Annotated in this window: 15 protein-coding genes; 10 read left to right on the forward strand and 5 right to left on the reverse strand. The window is 63.6% G+C overall.

All coding sequences use genetic code 11. The features are described 5' to 3' along the window. Position 1: 1 nt before the first annotated feature. The 3 genes from I6F35_RS05395 to I6F35_RS05405 are packed head-to-tail and all read right to left on the reverse strand — an operon-like array spanning position 2 to position 4,423. Positions 2 to 2,905 carry a 2Fe-2S iron-sulfur cluster-binding protein gene (locus I6F35_RS05395; RefSeq protein WP_225116621.1) on the reverse strand — a complete coding sequence of 968 codons (2,904 nt, stop codon included), beginning with the start codon at positions 2,903 to 2,905 and terminating at the stop codon, positions 2 to 4. Further along, positions 2,902 to 3,171, reverse strand: a complete 270-nt coding sequence (locus tag I6F35_RS05400; protein WP_225116622.1) for a sarcosine oxidase subunit delta — start codon at positions 3,169 to 3,171, stop codon at positions 2,902 to 2,904. The genes I6F35_RS05395 and I6F35_RS05400 overlap by 4 nt, the downstream gene beginning before the upstream one ends. 10 nt (positions 3,172 to 3,181) lie before the next feature. Continuing rightward, positions 3,182 to 4,423 carry an FAD-dependent oxidoreductase gene (locus I6F35_RS05405; protein ID WP_225116623.1) on the reverse strand — a complete coding sequence of 414 codons (1,242 nt, stop codon included), beginning with the start codon at positions 4,421 to 4,423 and terminating at the stop codon, positions 3,182 to 3,184. A 178-nt stretch (positions 4,424 to 4,601) separates the two neighbouring features. On the opposite strand from I6F35_RS05405, the gene I6F35_RS05410 reads away from it, so the two are divergent. From I6F35_RS05410 to glnT, 4 genes are read left to right on the forward strand one after another with little or no spacing between them, the layout of a single operon-like run. Continuing rightward, positions 4,602 to 5,495, forward strand: coding sequence for a glutamine amidotransferase family protein (locus I6F35_RS05410; protein ID WP_225116624.1), 894 nt, complete (start codon positions 4,602 to 4,604; stop codon positions 5,493 to 5,495). A 2-nt stretch (positions 5,496 to 5,497) separates the two neighbouring features. Continuing rightward, positions 5,498 to 6,187, forward strand: coding sequence for a GXGXG domain-containing protein (locus I6F35_RS05415; RefSeq protein WP_225116625.1), 690 nt, complete (start codon positions 5,498 to 5,500; stop codon positions 6,185 to 6,187). Positions 6,188 to 6,234: 47 nt separating this feature from the next. Next, complete coding sequence (locus I6F35_RS05420; RefSeq protein WP_225116626.1) at positions 6,235 to 7,563, forward strand: FMN-binding glutamate synthase family protein; 1,329 nt, start codon at positions 6,235 to 6,237, stop codon at positions 7,561 to 7,563. A 37-nt stretch (positions 7,564 to 7,600) separates the two neighbouring features. Then, positions 7,601 to 8,908: a type III glutamate--ammonia ligase gene (glnT, locus tag I6F35_RS05425; RefSeq protein ID WP_225116627.1), complete on the forward strand. Its 1,308-nt coding sequence runs from the start codon at positions 7,601 to 7,603 to the stop codon at positions 8,906 to 8,908. A gap of 6 nt (positions 8,909 to 8,914) precedes the next feature. Here the strand turns inward: glnT and I6F35_RS05430 are convergent, their stop codons facing one another. Next, on the reverse strand, positions 8,915 to 9,913 hold the full coding sequence (locus I6F35_RS05430; protein ID WP_225116628.1) for a LacI family DNA-binding transcriptional regulator: 999 nt from the start codon (positions 9,911 to 9,913) through the stop codon (positions 8,915 to 8,917). Between the two features lie 130 nt (positions 9,914 to 10,043). Between I6F35_RS05430 and I6F35_RS05435 the strand changes: the two genes are divergently transcribed. Beyond that, complete coding sequence (locus I6F35_RS05435) at positions 10,044 to 10,916, forward strand: phytanoyl-CoA dioxygenase family protein (RefSeq protein WP_225116629.1); 873 nt, start codon at positions 10,044 to 10,046, stop codon at positions 10,914 to 10,916. An 88-nt stretch (positions 10,917 to 11,004) separates the two neighbouring features. Next, a complete protein-coding gene (locus I6F35_RS05440) occupies positions 11,005 to 12,354 on the forward strand; it encodes an MFS transporter (protein ID WP_225116630.1) in 1,350 nt (449 codons plus the stop codon). An 86-nt stretch (positions 12,355 to 12,440) separates the two neighbouring features. On the opposite strand, the gene I6F35_RS05445 is transcribed toward I6F35_RS05440, so the two are convergent. Next, positions 12,441 to 13,106, reverse strand: a complete 666-nt coding sequence (locus I6F35_RS05445; RefSeq protein WP_225116631.1) for a VOC family protein — start codon at positions 13,104 to 13,106, stop codon at positions 12,441 to 12,443. A gap of 251 nt (positions 13,107 to 13,357) precedes the next feature. Here I6F35_RS05445 and I6F35_RS05450 point away from each other — a divergent pair, with 251 nt between their 5' ends. From I6F35_RS05450 to I6F35_RS05465, 4 genes are all read left to right on the forward strand, one after another. Next, the gene (locus tag I6F35_RS05450) at positions 13,358 to 13,507 is read left to right on the forward strand and encodes a hypothetical protein (RefSeq protein ID WP_225116632.1); all 150 of its coding nucleotides are present in this window, start codon (positions 13,358 to 13,360) and stop codon (positions 13,505 to 13,507) included. 370 nt (positions 13,508 to 13,877) lie between these two features. After that, positions 13,878 to 14,315, forward strand: a complete 438-nt coding sequence (locus tag I6F35_RS05455; RefSeq protein WP_225116633.1) for a hypothetical protein — start codon at positions 13,878 to 13,880, stop codon at positions 14,313 to 14,315. After that, on the forward strand, positions 14,312 to 15,169 hold the full coding sequence (locus I6F35_RS05460; protein WP_225116634.1) for an alpha/beta hydrolase: 858 nt from the start codon (positions 14,312 to 14,314) through the stop codon (positions 15,167 to 15,169). The genes I6F35_RS05455 and I6F35_RS05460 overlap by 4 nt, the downstream gene beginning before the upstream one ends. Before the next feature lie 21 nt (positions 15,170 to 15,190). Next, positions 15,191 to 16,387: an ABC transporter substrate-binding protein gene (locus I6F35_RS05465; protein WP_225116635.1), complete on the forward strand. Its 1,197-nt coding sequence runs from the start codon at positions 15,191 to 15,193 to the stop codon at positions 16,385 to 16,387. Positions 16,388 to 16,450: the final 63 nt, after the last annotated feature.

Below are 16,450 nucleotides of genomic sequence, written 5' to 3' on the forward strand. Positions count from 1 at the left end.
GTCACATCTCCTGTCGCTTGTGTTCGGGATCGTAGAACGGGGTCGGCACCACTTCGGCCTGCACCATGCGCCCGCCATCGACGCGAATCTGGAACCGCGCGCCGACAGCATTCTTCCCGGCGGGCAGGTAGGCGAGACCGATCACCTTGTTCAAAGTCGGCGACAGCGCCACAGACGTGACGCGGCCGGCGATATCGCCGTTCTCGATCACCAGGTGATTCTCCTTCGGCATGTCGGCCGTCGCTGCCACGGTGAAGCCGGTCAGCACGCGCCGTGCACCCTTGGCGATCTGCATGTCGACGGAACGCTTGCCGAGATAGGCCGGCTTGGTCTTCGACAAGGCCCACGTCATGCCGGCTTCGGCCGGGTGAGTGAGACCGTCGGTGTCCTGGCCGACGATGATGTGCCCTTTCTCCAGCCGCAGCACGCGCTGGGCCTCCACGCCGAAGGGCTTGATGCCGAATGATTTGCCGGCCTCCATCAGTCGATCCCACAGCCTGGCGCCGAAGGCTGACGGACAACGGATCTCGTATCCGAGTTCGCCGACGAAGCCGACGCGCAGCACGCGCACGGGAATGCCGGCGAGATGTCCGGTGCGAACGCCGAGATAGGGGAATGCGGCGGTCGAGAAGTCGATGTCGCTTTCGAGCTGTTCGATCACGCTACGTGCGCGGGGACCGGCAATGTTGATGCCCGCGTAGGCCGCCGTGACCGCGGCGATATCGACGTCCAGACGCCACTGTTGGTTCCAGAAGCTCATCAGCCGGTAGACCTGATCGGCCGCGCCGGTCGTGGCGGTGACGTAGAAGTGCTGTTGGTGCAGCCGGCAGGCGACACCGTCATCGATGATGACGCCGGTCTCGTCGGTCAAAAGGGTGTAGCGGGCCCGGCCGACGGGCTGGTTCAGGTAGTTGAACGTGTAGATGCGATCGAGGAAGGCCGCGGCATCGGGGCCGCGGATATCGAAGCCGCCGAGCGTCGAGACGTCAATGAGGCCGACATTGTCACGAACGGCTTTCACCTCGGCGGTGATCACAGCCGCGCTGTTGCCCTTCGGTCCGTAATAGGCGGGACGCAGCCACAGTCCGGCCGGCATCATCTGTGCGCCGAGCGCAAGATGCCGGTCGTGCATCGCCGTCAGCCGCGTCGGCTCGAACCCGCGCCCGGCGAGGTGGCCGAATTTTTCCGGCACCAGCGGCGGACGAAACGTCGTGGTGCCGACCGCCTCGACCTTGCGCTTCGTCTCACGCGCAACCAGGCGGATGGTGTTGAGATTGGCGTGGCGCCCCTGGCTCGGACCGAGGCCCGCGGTCGAATAGCGTTTGACGAGCTGGATATCGTCGTAGCCGTCATGCACGGAATCGACGATGTCGCGTGTGCGCAGGTCCTCGTCGAAATCGATGAAGTCCTTGCCGTGCGCGGCTTCGGTGATCGGCCACGGGTGCGTGACGTCGCTTGCTGTTGCATCCGCGACCGGCGCTGGCGGCGCCGCGCCTTGCCCGAGCGCTGCCTTCGCTGCTGCTTGCCCCACGCTTGTCCCGTGCGCACAGGCGAGATCATCCGACCATGCGCCGGCAACCGAGCCCGCAAGGCTGACGCCCGGCGGCAGGTCCGCCGCGCGATGCATGGCGATCGACGGATCGTAGGCGACCTTCGCACCGGTGTGGCAGGCGAGGTTGATGGCCGGCGTGTAGCCCGCGCTCATCAGGACGAGATCGCAACCGATCCATTCCGGCGGACCGCGCCTGTCCCGGTCGATGATCGAAGCGGCTGCGACAGCCTCGACACGCCGGCGGCCACGGGCCTCGATCAGTGTCGAACCGGGGATGATGCGGATACCCCGGGCTCTCGCGGCCGCGCCGGCGCCATCCTCGACATTGTTTCTGAGGTCGACGACGGCCGCGACGGCGATGCCGGCATCGAGAAGGTCAAGCGCGGCGTCGTAGCCGAACCGGTTGGCCGTGGCAACGACGGCGCGAGTGCCGGGCTTGACGCCATAGAGCCGCATCAAGCGCTGGGCCGCATCGGCGAACATGATGCCGGGCAGGTCGTTGGCGGCGAACACGATCGGCTGGTCATAGCCACCGGTTGCGAGCACCGTCTGGCTGGTGCGGATCTTGTAAAGGCGATTGTCTTTCAGGGCTAACGCCCAATTGTCGGCGAACAGGCCGCTCACCGTCGTGTCGGTCATGACGCGCAGGTTCGGCAGCGCCTCTGCGCGCGACGACAGCTCGAGCCGTCTGGTCTCTGCGTTTGGGCGGCTGCCATTGATTCTTCCGTACAACAGCGATCCGCCGACAACAGGCCATTCGTCGATCAGCAGCGTTTCAGCGCCGGCTTCGGCTGCGGCGATGGCCGCACACAAGCCGGCCGGTCCGCCGCCCACGACAAGGATGTCACTAAATAGATATTGCTTGTCGAAATAGCCGTGCGGCGCCTTCGGATCGAGCGATCCAAGGCCGGCCAGCGCGCGGATCGGCTTCTCGAAAAAACGCCAGGCCCCGTGGGGGCGAAAGAATGTCTTGTAGTAGAAGCCGACCGGGAGAAAGCGCGAGAACAGGCCGAGCAAGGCCAGCCAGTCCCGATCGAGCGTGCCGAAGCGATTGATCGACGTTACGGCTATTCCTTCCGCGATCCTGTGGCGGTCGCCGCGGACGTTGGGTTCGGGCCCGACCTGAACCAGGCTGTTGGAATCGTGCCCGGCCATCGTCAGCGCGCCGCGTGGGCGGTGATATTTGAAGGAGCGCGACAGCACGTGTCGCCCCGAAGCCATCAGTGCGCTGGCGATGACGTCCCCGGAAAATCCCTGGAAGCGAATGCCGTCGAAGCTGAACGTGACCGGACGCTCGCGGTCGAGCAACAAGCCCCATGGACCGGCCGGCAGTCTGAGTTGGTTTGCCGTCATGGTGCGTGATCCGCAAAGTATTCGGCCGGGCTCTTGGTCCAGAGGATCTCATCGGTCAGCCGGTTGCGGCGGGCGATGAACCAGTTGTTGCTGGGTGCGTGAACCCACCATTCGTCGACCTCGCCGGCGAGGTTGTCCTCGATGAAGAGATAGTCGGTCCATTCCCGGTCGGTGCATGACGGATCCGGCGTGCGCTTGACATCGCCGATCCAGACGAACTCCTGGATGTTGCGCGGGCCGTTGAGCGGACAGTTCATGATTTTCATGGCGGCAACGTCAGTGACCGACCGAGGCGGCGCCTTTTTCGCCGACCAGGTCGAAGCTGTGAAAGCGATCGAGTGCGAAGGGTTTCAGAAGGTCCGGCTGGCGGCCGGTGGCGACGCATTCGGCCATCCGGAAGCCGCACACCGGCGTCGCCTTGAAGCCCCAGGTGCCCCAGCCGGAATCGACGTAGTAGCCGCGGATCGGCGTCAGTCCCATGATGGGTGAGAAGTCCGGCGTCATGTCGGCAAGGCCGGCCCATTGCCGCAGCACGCGCAGCTCGGCCATGAAGGGAAACAGCTCGAGCATGTGCGCCATCAACCCTTCCTTGAAGTCGAGCGTGGAGCGCGCCGAATAGAGCCCGTAAGGATCGGTCGCGCCGCCCATCACCATCTCGCCGCGCGCGCTTTGCGAGATGTAGACATGCAGCGAGCCCGATACGACGATCTGGTCGAGGATCGGCTTCACCGGCTCGGACACGCAGGCCTGCAGCGGAATCGTCTTGATCGGCAGCCGAAAACCGGCAAGTGCAGAGACCCTGCTGGAAGAGCCGGCGACCGCCTGCATGACCTTGCCGGCGTAGATCGTGCCGCGGGTGGTCTCGACACCGACGGCGCGGTCGCCTTCCTTCAGGATGCCGGTGACCTCGGTGCCGGGATGGACCTCGACGCCGCGCGCCATTGCGCCCTTGGCGTAGCCCCACGCCACCGCATCATGCCGCGCCAATGCTCCCGGAGGATGATAGAGCGCGCCGAGGATGGGATAGCGAACCTTGTCCGACACGTTCATGACCGGACAGAGCCGCGCCACCTCGTCGGCATCGATCACCTCGGAATCAACGCCGAGATGCTTGTTGACCTCGGCGCGCCAGCGCGCCGTGCGCATCGCGGCATCGGTATGCGCGAGCGTGAAGTGGCCGCGCTCCGAATACATGATGTTGATGTCGAGCTCTTCGGAAAGGCCGCGAAACAGCTCGACCGATTCCTTGTAGAAGGCGACGCCCTCCGGGGTCAGATAGTTGGCGCGAATGATCGTGGTGTTGCGCGCGGTATTGCCGCCGCCCATCCAGGCCTTGTCGAGCACGGCAATGTTGGTGATGCCGTGACGGCTCGCGAGATAATAGGCGGTTGCCAGGCCATGGCCGCCGGCGCCGATGATGACGATGTCGTAATTCCTCTTCAGCTCCGGATGCCAGCGGAACTGCGGCGCGTCCCGATGTCTCGGATTCAGGCCGTATTTCAACAGTGCGAAAGGCAAGCGTGCCTCCGTTAGGCGTTGCGACGGCTGCTTGGTCCGTTGCATCGGCGCGCGAGAGGATGCCCGACGCAGGTCAGTTTCACAATAGGAAACTTAATTTATTGATGTTGAAATTAGCCAAAAGCCTTGCTAGGAATCCGGCACCGTCGCGTTCGGTCCGGAAGCAGGGTGAAATTCGATGTGCGGGATTGTCGGCCTTTTCATCAAGGACAAGGCACTCGAGCCACAGCTCGGCAAGCTGCTTGCTGGCATGCTGGCGACGATGTGCGACCGCGGCCCTGACAGCGCAGGCTTCGCCGTCTACGGATCCGATGAGTCCGGGTCTCGCAAGATCACCGTGCAGTCGCCGGATCCTGCGCTGTTCAGCGGTCTTGACGCCGCACTGGGCGACGCACTCGGCGCCAAGCTGCAGATGACCGTCAGGGATACGCATGCGGTGCTTCGCCTGGAAGCTGCGCAGGCGGATCAGGCGAAGCAATTGCTGCGCGAAAACTATCCGCACTTGCGGGTGATGGGCGTCGGCGAGCGCATCGAGATCTACAAGGAGGTCGGCTATCCCACCGGCGTCGCCGAGCGCTTCGGTCTTGCATCGATGAGCGGCAGCCATGGCATCGGGCATACGCGGATGGCGACGGAATCAGCGGTGACGACGATGGGCGCGCATCCGTTCTCGACCGGCAGCGATCAATGCCTGGTGCATAATGGTTCGCTGTCCAACCACAACAATCTGCGCCGCGAGCTCAAGCATGGGGGCATGACCTTCGAGACCGAGAACGATACCGAAGTCGCTGCAGCCTATCTGACGGCGCAGATGGACAGCGGCCTCAGCCTTGGCGATGCCTTGCAGAAGAGCCTCGACGATCTCGATGGCTTCTACACCTTTGTCGTCGGCACCCGCGACGGTTTCGGCGTACTGCGCGATCCGATCGCCTGCAAGCCCGCTGTGCTGGCCGAGACGGATCAATATGTCGCCTTCGGTTCGGAATACCGGGCCCTCGTGGGATTGCCTGACATCGACGGCGCGAAAGTCTGGGAGCCGGAGCCTGCCACCGTGTATTTCTGGGGACGTTGATCATGCCGACCGTGGATCTCGCGGCGACCGAACTGCGTGCGCTCAATCAGGCGCTGCATGAATTGAGCGACGGCACCAACGAGAGCCGGTGGGAGATCGTCAACCCGCGCGGCTCGCATGCGGTCGCGGTCGGCGTCAACGCGCCGGTGGAGATCGATATCCGCGGGAGCCTCGGCTACTATTGCGCCGGCATGAACCGGCGGGCGAAAATCACCGTTCATGGTTCGGTGGGGCCTGGCGTGGCCGAGAACATGATGTCCGGCGAAGTCGTCGTCAAAGGCGATGCCAGCCAATATGCGGGCGCGACAGGCCAGGGCGGCCTGCTCGTGATCGAAGGCAACGCATCGTCCCGTTGCGGCATCTCGATGAAGGGCATCGATATCGTCGTGCGCGGCAATATCGGCCACATGTCCGCATTCATGGCCCAGGCCGGCCATCTCGTCGTCTGCGGCAATGCCGGTGATGCGCTCGGCGATTCGATCTATGAGGCAAAGCTGTTCGTGCGTGGCTCGGTGAAGAGCCTCGGCGCCGACTGCATCGAAAAGCCGATGCGGCCGGAACATATTGAGGTGGTTGCAAAATTGCTTGACCGCGCCGGCATCACCGACATCAAGGCGCAGGAATTCAGGCGCTATGGCTCGGCGCGCAAGCTCTACAATTTCAATATCGATCATGCGGATGCCTATGGCTAGCCGTTGAATCCCCACATCTCCATTCATGGTCAATCGCGCGGCACCGCATGTCCTATACAAATCCTCCGACCGTTCCCCGCAAATCGCACACTTTCGACGACTATACCTTGTCGGAGATCCGTCGTGCCGCCACGACCGGCATCTATGACATCCGCGGTGCGGGCGCGAAGCGGAAAGTGCCGCATTTCGATGACCTGCTGTTTTTGGGCGCATCGATGTCGCGCTATCCGCTGGAGGGCTATCGTGAGCGGTGCGATACCGATGTGGTTCTCGGTTCGCGCCATGCGAAGAAGCCGCTGCATCTCAAGATTCCGATCACGATCGCCGGCATGAGTTTTGGTTCGCTCTCGGCCAACGCCAAGGAGGCGCTGGGCCGCGGCGCGACGATCGCGGGCACCTCGACCACCACCGGCGACGGCGGCATGTCGCCCGAGGAGCGCGGCCAGTCCAAGACGCTGGTCTATCAATATCTGCCCTCGCGCTACGGCATGAATCCGGAGGATCTGCTGAAAGCAGACGCGATCGAGATCGTGATCGGGCAGGGCGCAAAGCCCGGTGGCGGCGGCATGCTGCTGGGGCAGAAGATCACCGATCGGGTCGCGGCGATGCGAACCCTGCCGAAGGGCATCGATCAGCGCTCCGCGTCGCGGCATCCGGACTGGACCGGGCCCGACGATCTCGAAATCAAGATCCTCGAGCTGCGGGAAATCACCGACTGGCAGAAGCCGATCTTCGTCAAGGTCGGCGGCGCCCGCCCATATTATGACGTCGCGCTGGCAGTGAAGTCGGGCGCCGACGTGATCGTCGTCGATGGCATGCAGGGCGGCACCGCGGCGACGCAGGAAGTCTTCATCGAGAATGTCGGCATGCCGACGCTGGCCTGCATCCGCCCCGCGGTGCAGGCGCTGCAGGATCTCGGCATGCATCGCAAGGTGCAGCTCATCATCTCCGGCGGCATCCGCAATGGCGGTGATGTGGCCAAGGCGCTCGCGCTCGGCGCCGACGCGGTTTCGATCGGGACCGCGGCGCTGGTCGCGCTCGGCGACAACGATCCCACTCACGAGGCTGAGTACGAGAAGCTCGGCACCACCGCCGGCGCGTATGACGACTGGCATGAGGGCAAGGACCCCGCCGGCATCACCACGCAGGACCCTGAATTGATGGCGCGGCTCGATCCGGTTCTCGCCGGTCGTCGCCTCGCCAACTACCTGAAAGTTATGACCCTGGAGGCACAGACAATCGCCCGTGCCTGCGGACATAACCACCTGCACAATCTGGAGCCGGAGGATTTGTGCGCTCTAACCGTTGAAGCCGCCGCGATGGCACGCGTGCCACTCGCCGGGACCGATTGGATCCCGGGTCGCGACCGGCTTTAGCGGGTTCTCGTCAACCGCCAATGAAAGAGAAAGCGTCGTGTCCCAGGATCTGGCTTCCCTCGCGAAAGACCGAGGCATTCGCTATTTCATGATCTCGTTCACGGACCTGTTTGGCGTGCAGCGCGCCAAGCTGGTCCCGGCGTCCGCCATTGCGGACATGCAGAAGGACGGCGCGGGGTTTGCGGGCTTTGCGACCTGGCTCGATATGACACCGGCACATCCGGACCTGTTTGCGATGCCGGATGCGACCGCAGTGGTGCAATTGCCCTGGCGCAAGGATGTGGCGTGGGTGCCGGCGGACTGCGTGATGGACGAAAAGCTGGTGTTGCAGGCCCCGCGCACGATCCTGAAGAATATCGTTGCCAACGCTGCCGCGCGGGGATTGCGGGTCAGGACCGGTGTGGAAGCCGAGTTCTTCCTGATCGAGCCCGACGGCGCGGGCATCTCCGACGCAAAGGACAATGCCAGCAAGCCCTGTTACGACCAGCAGGCCCTGATGCGCCGTTACGACGTGATCGCCGAGATCTGCGACTACATGCAGGAACTCGGCTGGCATCCCTATCAAAATGACCACGAGGATGCGAACGGCCAGTTCGAGATGAACTGGGCGTTCGATGATGCGCTCATCACCGCGGACCGGCATTCTTTCTTCAAGTTCATGGTGCGCTCGATCGCGGAGAAGCACGGCCTGCGCGCAACCTTCATGCCGAAGCCGTTCCCGAATCTCACCGGCTCCGGCTGCCATGTTCACGTCTCGGTCTGGGACGAGGCAGGCAATAAGAACCAGTTTCATGATGACGACGATGAGATGGGCCTGTCGAAACAGGGCTATCACTTCCTCGGCGGAATCATGAGGCACGCCGAAGCCATCGCGGCCATCACCAATCCGACCGTGAACAGCTACAAGCGGATCAATGCGCCGCGCACGATTTCGGGGGCGACCTGGTCGCCGAATACGGTGACCTGGACCGGCAACAACCGCACCCACATGGTTCGCGTTCCAGGCAAGGGCCGTTTCGAGTTGCGGTTGGCGGATGGTGCAGCAAATCCGTATCTGCTGCAGGCGGTCATTATCGCTGTCGGCCTCGATGGCATTGAATCGAAGGCGGATCCGGGCAAGCGCCTCGACATCGATATGTACGCGCTCGGCCATACCGTGAAGGACGCGCCGAGGCTTCCGCTCAACCTGCTCGATGCGCTCCGAGCTTTCGACAAGGACGTGAGCCTCAAGACCGCGCTCGGAGCGGAGTTTTCGGAAGCCTATGTCAACCTGAAGCAGCAGGAATGGAACAGCTATACCGCGCACTTTACCCAATGGGAGCGCGACGCGACGCTCGATATCTGAACCAGTTCAGCCGCTGTCGCGCAGCACCAGCTCGAAGCCGAGATCGATGCGGCGTTCGCCGCCGCGCTCGAGCGTCAGTGTCGCCGCGGTGCGGCCGATCGCATCGCCGTGGACACTGATGGTGCTGAGGCTTGGCGAGATCAGCCGGCCCATCTCGAGATCACCGAGGCCGATGACCGCGACCGGCTGTGCCGAGGCCGGGCCGTCGCGCAACAGTCCGGCCTTGCGCAGGCCAGCCATGAAGCCGATCGCATGGGCGTCGTTGGCGGCGAACACGGCATCGACGCCGGGCAGGTTCGCATGCGCGGCGACGCTGCCCGACGCGTTGCGTTCGAGGATCAGCCGCCGCGGCGGCCGCAACCCGGATGCCAACGCGTGGTCGTGGAAGCCGAGCCATCGCCGCGTGCCACGCGGGTCGTCGCCGCCGATGAAGGCGAGGTGCTGACGGCCCTGTGCGATGAAGTGGCGTGCGACGGCGACACCGGCTTCGTAATTGTCGAATCCGGCAACGGCATCGATCGGATCGATCGGCAGCTCCCAGGTCTCGACGATCGGAATACGCGCGTGACGCAGCAGGCGCTTGCCATCCTCGGTCGCCGGCGAGCCGACCATGATGATCGCTTCCGGCCGCCGCGACAGTAGCGCCGCGAGCATGCGGTCCTCGCGCGCAGCGTCGTAGCGCGACTGTGCGAGGATCACGGAATAGCCGAGCGGCTCAAGCTTGTCGGAAAGGCCCTGCACCGTGTCGGCAAAGATCGAGTTCGCGATCGTCGGCACCAGGACACCGACCGAATTGGTCTTCGCGCTCGCCAGCGCTCCCGCGACCAGATTGGGCACATAGCCGAGTTCCCGCATCGCCTTCTCGACCCTGGCGCGGGTCTCCGGCGCGACCAGGTCCGGCAATCGGACCACCCGGCTCACGGTGATCGATGAGACGCCGGCGCGTTTGGCCACTGCCGACAGCGTCGGGGCGAGCTGGCTGGAACTGGTTTCGGTGTCGGTCATTCGGAACTCATGATGACGGCGAATCTGCACGATTCCGGATTGCGTATCCACTGTGACAGCGCTAGCATTGCTTATGATAGCGCTGTCATCAGAAATGATAGCGCTAGCATAATAACGGAGGAACCGCTGCATGATTTCGGACGAAATGGCCCAAGCCTACCGGCGCGACGGGGTGATCGTCGTCCCCGAGGTGCTCGACAAGGATACTCTGGCGCGGGTTCGCACGGTGCTGGCCGAACTGGTCGCCGGCGCGTCCAATGTGACCGAGCATACCGACGTCTATGACCTCGAACCCGGCCACACCCCGGACAATCCGCGAGTCCGCCGCATCAAGGCGCCGCACAAGGTGCACCCGATCTTCGATCAGATCGTGCGCAGCGACCCCGTCATCTCCATCCTCACCAAGCTGATCGGACCCGGCCTGCGCCTGCACGGCTCCAAGCTCAACATGAAGTCCGCGCAGTACGGATCCCCGGTCGAGTGGCACCAGGACTGGGCGTTCTATCCCCACACCAATGACGACATCCTTGCGATCGGCGTGCTGCTCGACGATTGCGATCTGGAGAACGGTCCCATGCTGGTGACGCCCGGATCGCATGTCGGCGACACCATGTGGAATCACCACGGCGAGGACGGCTGCTTCGCCGGTCTGATCGATCCAGACCTGATTCAGGACGAGATCAAGCGCGCGGTGCCCTGCATCGGCAAGGCGGGCAGCATGTCGTTCCATCACGTGCGCGCGCTGCACGGCTCGGCGACCAACACGTCGAACCGCCCGCGCAACCTGCTGCTCTATGAAGTCGCGGCAAGCGACGCCTGGCCGCTGGCGGGTGTGAAGGATTTTGCCGAGTTCGACAGCCGTCTGCTCGCCGGCGGTTCGGTGATCGCGCCGCGCATGACCAGCGTTCCGGTGCGCATGCCGCTGCCGCCGCCCAAGCGCCAGGGCTCGATCTACGAAACGCAGTCGGCGTCGAAGAAGACCTACTTCACGCGCGCAGCCTAGAGAATTCAGACGAAGCCCGCGGGGAGCAAGACCCGCGGGCTTCGCGCTTGTGACGATCAGATAAACAAACCAACAGGGATGGAAACCCATGACCGAGCTCAAGGCCGGCGACGCCGGCCAATCGCGTTTACGTGTGATCCTTGCTGCGAGCGTCGGCTCCGCGCTCGAATGGTATGACTTCTTCCTCTACGGCACCGCGGCCGCACTGGTGTTCGGCGAGCTGTTCTTCCCGAAGAGCGATCCCGTCGTCGGAACGCTGCTGGCGTTCCTGACCTTCGGCGTCGGCTTCGTGGTGCGCCCGTTGGGCGGCATCCTGTTCGGTATCATGGGCGATCGTTATGGCCGCAAGCCGGTCCTGGTCGCAACGCTTCTGATGATCGGCGTCGGCACCACCGCGATCGGCCTGTTGCCGACCTATGCGCAGATCGGGATCTGGGCACCTCTGCTGCTTGTCGCAATGCGCGTGGTTCAGGGCCTCGGCGCCGGTGCCGAATATGGCGGCGCGGTGATCTATCTCGTGGAGAACGCACCGCGCCGGCATCGCGGCTTTTGGGGTGGCTTCGCGCCGCTCGGCGTGTCGGTTGGCAATCTGCTTGCCGCCGGCGCCTTCGCGCTTGTGACCATGTTGCCACGCGAGGCGATGATGAGCTGGGGCTGGCGCCTGCCGTTCCTGGCAAGCTTCCTGTTGATCGTCGTCGGCATCTTCGTCCGCATGCGCGTGGCGGAAACGCCCGTTTACACCGAGGCGGTCGTCGCGCGCGGCAAGATCGAGCGCAACCCGGCGATGGAGGCGTTGCGCCAGCATCCGCGCAACTTCCTGGTCGTGCTCGGCGCGCGGATGGCCGAGAACGGGCTCGGCTATTTCTTCCCCGTGTTCGGCCTCAGCTACGTCATCACCACGGTGGGCGTACCGAGATCGGAAGCGCTGAGCGCGCTGATGCTCGCATTCACCATCGAGCTGTTCGCGATCCTCGGCTTTGCGGCGCTGTCGGATCGCATCGGACGGCGGCCGGTCTATCTGTTCGGCGCGTTGGCGGGCGTGGCGTTGGCTTTCCCGTTCTTCTGGATGGTCGGGACCAAGGAGTGGATCTGGATCGCGATCGCGTTCATCCTGGCCCGGGCGGTGGTGACGGCCGCGATGTTCGGACCGCAGGCTGCCTACTTCGCCGAGCTGTTCCCGCCGCAGCGTCGCTTTGCCGGATTCGCGTTTGCGCGCGAGCTCGGCTCGCTGCTCGCAGGCGGTCCGGCGCCGTTCGTCGCAACGGCACTGGTTGCCGCCTACGGCAGTTGGTGGCCCGTCGCCTGCTACGCGATGTTCCTGTCGCTGTGTACGGTGATCGCGGTCTGGATCGGGCCCGAGACCTATCGGGAGGATATCGCCGCGGACGAGCCCGTCGTGCAGCACGACTTACCCGTGGCAATGCCGCAGCGGGCCTGAGGGCGGCGCAGCCCCTCCGCGCCCAGTCGCCGCTCCGATTCATGGAGCGGCGATTGGCCGATGCGATGCCTTTCACAGCGCCGTTGCTACGACGGCAACGGTTTGCCGGTCTGTTCATTGACGATGTACTCGGCGTACCAGTCAGGCCAGTTCGCATCGTGCTCGCCGCCGTTCCGCTTCTCGTGCTCGCCATGCGCGGCCGCCGCGCGGCGGAGTGCGCTCGCGAGTTCGCTCGGCGAGGTGAACATCGTGCCGTCCGTGTCCACGCGGCCCGGCAATCGCGCGGTGATCTCCTGGAGCAGCCAGCCGTTGCCGTCCGGATCGCTGAACGAGGCAAACGACTGATAGCTGCGATGTTCGGGATCGACGCCGCCGACCCGCAGCCGGCCAAACAAATAGGGTTCGTCCCTGCCATTGTGTTCGTCACCGCCGCCGTGGAACACTTCGCTGACCTTGACGCCGCGACTGAGCAGATCGCCGCGGGCGGCCTCGATGTCGGAGACGATCAGGTACAGGCCCTGTGCGGAGCCGGGCGCTGCCGGGGTGACGTTCTTGCCGAAGATGACCGAGGAGGGCGAGCCAGGCGGCGTGAACTGGATCACACGCCACTCGCCAGCGGCGAAATCGGCATCGAGTCTCCATCCGAGCTTTGCGTAGAACTGTTTCGCGCGATCGACATCTGAAACCGGGATGACGACGATCTCGAGCTTCATGTCGACCCGCGCCTTCGAGCCTTCGACTGCTGCTGCCATGCTTCTCTCCCTGATGTTGATCGTTGATCGGCGAGCACGTTGCCCGTGCCCCTCTTGATTTTATATCGATTGCCGCAGGCACTGCCGTGTGAGGTGGGCCTGCCATCGGTTCCCTTCTCACGCACTTTCACGATCTTTTTATAGCCGCATCGGGACCTATGGGATGCGGATTTCTGCCGCGATCACAATGTATTTGAGATGATTGCCGTCATCTAACGGGAATTGCCTCTGGGATTGGCTTGGAGCCGCATATGGGTGAAGTCGTTCGATTTGTTCCAAAGTCTGAGCTGGAACGGGCTCGGCTTATCCGCGAAGCGCGCGCCATCTACGACGCCATATTCCCGGCGACCGATGACGCCAGCTCACCACGGCACGACGAAACGCCGCAGGATCAGGGGTGAGCTCACGTTCAAGGCGGCCGCTCCTCGCATCCACTGAGCGCTTGGCCGGCCTCAATTGAAAGCTGTTTTGGCGCCGAAAGCGATCGGCGTCTTTATGTTCGACGTATCCCCCGGCCGACCGCCATAAGATCCGCTACTCCAGCAGCGGGAATTTCCTCGGCACGTTGCAGGCCTTGGGTCATCCTGGCCGAGCCATGTAGTGGTCCCAGCGCGCTCGGATCGCGCGTGGCAAATGCACCAAGCGCGCCCGAACCACCAAACACCGATGCCCATCGATCCCCCTTGAGTTCGATCGTCGACTGAGTGTAAAGGAGTGCCAGAAAAATAGAACAGCGTTCTATTGTGCAGAACGATGCGGGAGGAAATTAGCGTGAACCCTGATGCGGGATCGACCGACCGGCAATCTGTCCCGTTCGACAATCAGGTGGTCGAAGCGTTCAGGACCATTCCAGAATTGCTGTCGCGTGATGAGAAGCTGATCAGCCGCGGCCGGTTGCTCGACGTGGAGTGCCTGCTCGGGCCCACGGTGCAGCCCTTTCATGTGACCATTCAGGGCGGGCGCATCCTCGATATGACCCCCGCGCCGGTGTTGATGCGGTCGTGGCGCTTCGCCTATCGCGCGACGCCGGCCGCGTTCCGCGCCTATTGGCAGGCGATGCCGCCGCCCGGCCGGCACGATCTGCTCGCGCTCACCAAGCGCGGGGAGGCGACGCTGGAAGGCGATCTGCATCCCTTCATGGCGCATCTGCAGTACTTCAAGGATCTCCTGGCGCTGCCGCGTCGCAGCGGTCTTTTGGGCGCATCATGAGTGGCTTTGTTGAACCGATCGTTGGCCGCTACGTTCACGTCGAGATCGATGGCGAGATCAACCGCATCTATTTCGAGGAGAATGGCACCGGCATTCCCCTGGTATGCCTGCACACCGCCGGCTCCGATGCGCGGCAGTGGCGCCATTTGCTTGTTGACGAAGAGTTCACCAGGCAGTTTCGCATCATCACGTTCGACATGCCCTGGCACGGCAAGTCGAACCCGCCCGACAGCCAGTATGGCAACGAGTACAGGCTGACGACGGCGACCTACACGGCCACGATCCGCGCGTTTTGCAGCGCCTTGAGGCTCGATCGGCCGGTGGTGATGGGCTGCTCGATCGGGGGACGCATCGTCCTCAATCTGGCGATATCGCATGCCAGCGAGTTTCGCGCGCTGATCGGACTCGAGGCCGCCGACTTCCAGCAGCCCTGGTACGACACGGCCTGGCTGAACCGGCCCGATGTCCATGGCGGCGAAGTGTGCGCCGCGCTGGTCTCCGGCCTGATCGCGCCGAACGGACCAGTGGTGGCGCGCGACGAGACTCTTTGGGGCTACAAGCAAGGCGGTCCCGGCATCTTCAAGGGCGATCTCTATTTCTACCGGGTTGACGGCGATCTGCGCGGCCGCGTCGGCCAAATCGATGTGCGCCAATGCCCGCTCTATCTCTTGACCGGTGAATACGATTTTTCCTGCACGCCGGAGGACACGCTGCGCACGGCCGCGAGCATTCCCGGCGCCAGGGCCAAGATCATGGAACGGCTAGGCCATTTCCCGATGAGCGAGAATCCAGCTCAATTCCGCGCCTATATCGCTCCAGTGCTGCAGGACATCCTGAACAGACAGAATACTTGAATTAGATAGGGAGGCGTATTGATGAAGTTGTGTTGGATGGTCGCGGCCGCGCTTGTTGCGCAGGTGAGTGTCGCGTCGGCAGCCGATAATGTGATTCGGATCGGTGTGCTCAACGATCAATCCGGCGTGTTCGCCGACAATGGCGGCCGCGGCTCGGTGGCAGCGGCAAAGCTCGCGGCGGAGGATTTCGGCAACGAAATCCTCGGCAAGAAGATCGAGATCATCTCCGCCGATCACCAGAACAAGCCGGACATTGCCTCCGCCACCGCGCGCAAATGGTTCGACAACGAAGGTGTCGACATGATCGCCGATGGCGCCGCATCCTCCGCGGGCTTTGCCATCCTCGAAGTCGCGCGGCAGAAGAACAAGATCTTCGTCATCTCCGGCCCCGGCTCGTCCGACTTCACTGGAAAGTCCTGCTCGCCGGTCAGCTTTCACTTCAACTACGACACCTATGCGCTGTCGAAGCTGACCAGCGATGCGATCACGCGCGCCGGCAGCAAGACCTGGTACTTCGTCACGGCCGACTATGCGTTCGGCCATGCATTGCAGCGTGACGCCACGAAGTTCATCGAGGCCGCCGGCGGCAAGGTGATCGGTTCGGCCGCACATCCACTGGGCACCGCGGATTTCGCCTCGTTTCTGCTGCAGGCGCAGGGATCCAAGGCCGATGTGGTCGGGCTCGCCACCTCGGGCGCGGATGTGCAGACCGCGATCAAGCAGGCCGGCGAGTTCGGCATCGTCGAGGGCGGGCAGAAGCTGGCCGGTCTTCTTGTCTTCATTACCGACGTCAACTCGCTCGGACTCAAGGCGACGCAGGGCCTGCAGGTGACGACCTCCTTCTACTGGGATCTCAATGACGAGACCCGCGCCTGGTCGAAGCGCTATGCGGCGCTGATGGATGGCAAGGTCGCGAGCATGGTCCAGGCCGGCGTCTATAGCGGCGTCCACCACTATCTCGCCGCGGTCAAGGCAGCCGGCACGACGGATACGACCGCCGTCGCCGCCAAGATGCACGAGATGAAGGTCAGCGACATGTACAACAAGGATGTCACGGTCCGCCCCGATGGACGGGTGCTGCACACCATGTATCTCGTGCAGGTGAAGAAGCCGGACGAATCGAAGTACAAATACGATTACTACAGGATCGTCAGCTCCAGGCCCGGCGAAGAGGTGTTCCGGCCGATGAACGAAGGCGGCTGTCCGCTGGTCAAGTGAAGATATCGAGACGGGCGGGCGCTCGCATCAGGCGCCGCCGCAAAGCGTGAGGAGAATGCCGGC

Source organism: Bradyrhizobium sp. BRP22 (genome assembly GCF_020194175.1).
In the GTDB taxonomy this organism is placed as follows: Bacteria; Pseudomonadota; Alphaproteobacteria; order Rhizobiales; family Xanthobacteraceae; genus Bradyrhizobium.

What these genes read in the sequence shown, in the direction of transcription:
- I6F35_RS05395 (WP_225116621.1), bottom strand. Translation starts at nt 2,905, where the DNA reads ATGACGGCAAACCAACTCAGACTGCCGGCCGGTCCATGGGGCTTGTTG.
- I6F35_RS05400 (WP_225116622.1), bottom strand. Translation starts at nt 3,171, where the DNA reads ATGAAAATCATGAACTGTCCGCTCAACGGCCCGCGCAACATCCAGGAG.
- I6F35_RS05410 (WP_225116624.1), top strand. Translation starts at nt 4,602, where the DNA reads ATGTGCGGGATTGTCGGCCTTTTCATCAAGGACAAGGCACTCGAGCCA.
- I6F35_RS05415 (WP_225116625.1), top strand. Translation starts at nt 5,498, where the DNA reads ATGCCGACCGTGGATCTCGCGGCGACCGAACTGCGTGCGCTCAATCAG.
- I6F35_RS05420 (WP_225116626.1), top strand. Translation starts at nt 6,235, where the DNA reads ATGTCCTATACAAATCCTCCGACCGTTCCCCGCAAATCGCACACTTTC.
- I6F35_RS05430 (WP_225116628.1), bottom strand. Translation starts at nt 9,913, where the DNA reads ATGACCGACACCGAAACCAGTTCCAGCCAGCTCGCCCCGACGCTGTCG.
- I6F35_RS05435 (WP_225116629.1), top strand. Translation starts at nt 10,044, where the DNA reads ATGATTTCGGACGAAATGGCCCAAGCCTACCGGCGCGACGGGGTGATC.
- I6F35_RS05440 (WP_225116630.1), top strand. Translation starts at nt 11,005, where the DNA reads ATGACCGAGCTCAAGGCCGGCGACGCCGGCCAATCGCGTTTACGTGTG.
- I6F35_RS05445 (WP_225116631.1), bottom strand. Translation starts at nt 13,106, where the DNA reads ATGGCAGCAGCAGTCGAAGGCTCGAAGGCGCGGGTCGACATGAAGCTC.
- I6F35_RS05450 (WP_225116632.1), top strand. Translation starts at nt 13,358, where the DNA reads ATGGGTGAAGTCGTTCGATTTGTTCCAAAGTCTGAGCTGGAACGGGCT.
- I6F35_RS05460 (WP_225116634.1), top strand. Translation starts at nt 14,312, where the DNA reads ATGAGTGGCTTTGTTGAACCGATCGTTGGCCGCTACGTTCACGTCGAG.
- I6F35_RS05465 (WP_225116635.1), top strand. Translation starts at nt 15,191, where the DNA reads ATGAAGTTGTGTTGGATGGTCGCGGCCGCGCTTGTTGCGCAGGTGAGT.